This window comes from Flavobacterium suzhouense (genome assembly GCF_042684765.1).
Taxonomy (GTDB): domain Bacteria; phylum Bacteroidota; class Bacteroidia; order Flavobacteriales; family Flavobacteriaceae; genus Flavobacterium; species Flavobacterium suzhouense.
This window is the reverse complement of sequence record NZ_JBHUMD010000020.1, coordinates 1-1,349: the sequence shown is the minus strand read 5'-3', so window position 1 is coordinate 1,349 and position 1,349 is coordinate 1. Positions and strand designations below refer to the sequence as shown.

1 protein-coding gene is annotated in these 1,349 nt (G+C 36.2%); it reads left to right on the top strand.

The genetic code is table 11. From position 1 onward, the window contains the following. The first annotated feature begins 41 nt into the window (after positions 1 to 41). Positions 42 to 1,294, top strand: a protein-coding gene (locus ACFSR3_RS09420; protein ID WP_379820749.1) for an IS3 family transposase whose coding sequence is annotated in 2 segments (ribosomal slippage) — positions 42 to 387 and positions 387 to 1,294 — 1,254 coding nt in all. Because the reading frame shifts where the segments join, the coding sequence is not laid out codon by codon here. Positions 1,295 to 1,349: the final 55 nt, after the last annotated feature.

Sequence of the window (1,349 nt, the reverse complement as noted above, 5' to 3'; positions counted from 1 at the left end):
TGTCTCGTCCTGAAAAAAGTTGACTAATAAATGTCAATATTATGAAAAATCAGGATTTAAAGGGGACCGGTTTATCCCCGAGTATTAGGTACAGTGAAGCCTTCAAAAGAGTTGTTGTCAGGGAATATGAGCGGGGTATCTTAAATAAAGCACAGATAAAAGCCAAATATGGTATTGGTGGTAAGTCAAGGGTTTTGGATTGGTGCCGCAAATATGGTAAATTAGTTTATCCAACAAGCAATAATGGTCGCCCTATGAAAGATCCACAAAAGCAGCGTATTAAAGATTTAGAAAAGCAATTAGAAGAAGCCAGGCTAAAGGTTTTGGCGTATGAGAAATTAATTTCTATAGCTGAAAAAGAAGAAGGTATTAGCATCTTAAAAAAAGACGTAGCCAAACAATTGACGAGCTTGCCAAAACCTACCCAAGAAGAGTAAGTATGTTTTGTGGGTTGTTTGGCTTTAGTAAACAGGCATATTATAAGCATCAAACTTATAAGAAAATATCTGATTCTAAGAATTTGAATACAAGGGAATCGGTTCTTGTTTTACGCAGGCAGATGCCGCGTTTGGGCACACGTAAGCTCTACTATTTACTTAAAGCGGAAGGCAGTATTCATATTGGAAGAGATAAACTGTTCTCTGTTTTAAGGCAGGAGGGATTGTTGGTTAACAGAAAACGCAAGTATACAGTTACAACCAACTCAAAACACTGGCTCAGAAAATATCCGAATTTAATCAAGGGGGTACATTTGGAACGACCGGAACAGTTATGGGTGGCTGATATAACCTACATTGACACACTTGATGGTAACGCTTATCTACACCTCATTACAGATGCTTACTCCAAACAGATCATGGGATATGAACTCTGTAATAATATGGAGGCTACTTCTACTCTTAAAGCCCTAAAAAAGGCATTGGATAAACGTAAATATAAGACATCTAAACTTACACATCATTCTGACAGAGGACTGCAATATTGCAGTAAGCTGTATACTGATTATTTGAAACAAAACAATGTTGCCATTAGCATGACAGAAAATGGAGACCCCTATGAAAATGCGATAGCTGAAAGGGTCAATGGAATATTAAAAGATGAGTTTGGGCTCTCTGACAAACTTGAAGATATAATCCAGGCGAAGGAATTAACCAGTCAGAGCATTAAAATATACAATAACCTAAGGCCTCATCTGAGTTGTTCAATGTTAACACCTAATCAAATGCATCAACAGGATGAACTCAAACTAATATCTTTTAAAAAGAAAAAGTTCAGACAACTTGAAAATGCCTGAACTTTTATCAAATTTGTATAATCAAAAAATAGTCAACCTATTTTAGGACTAGTCA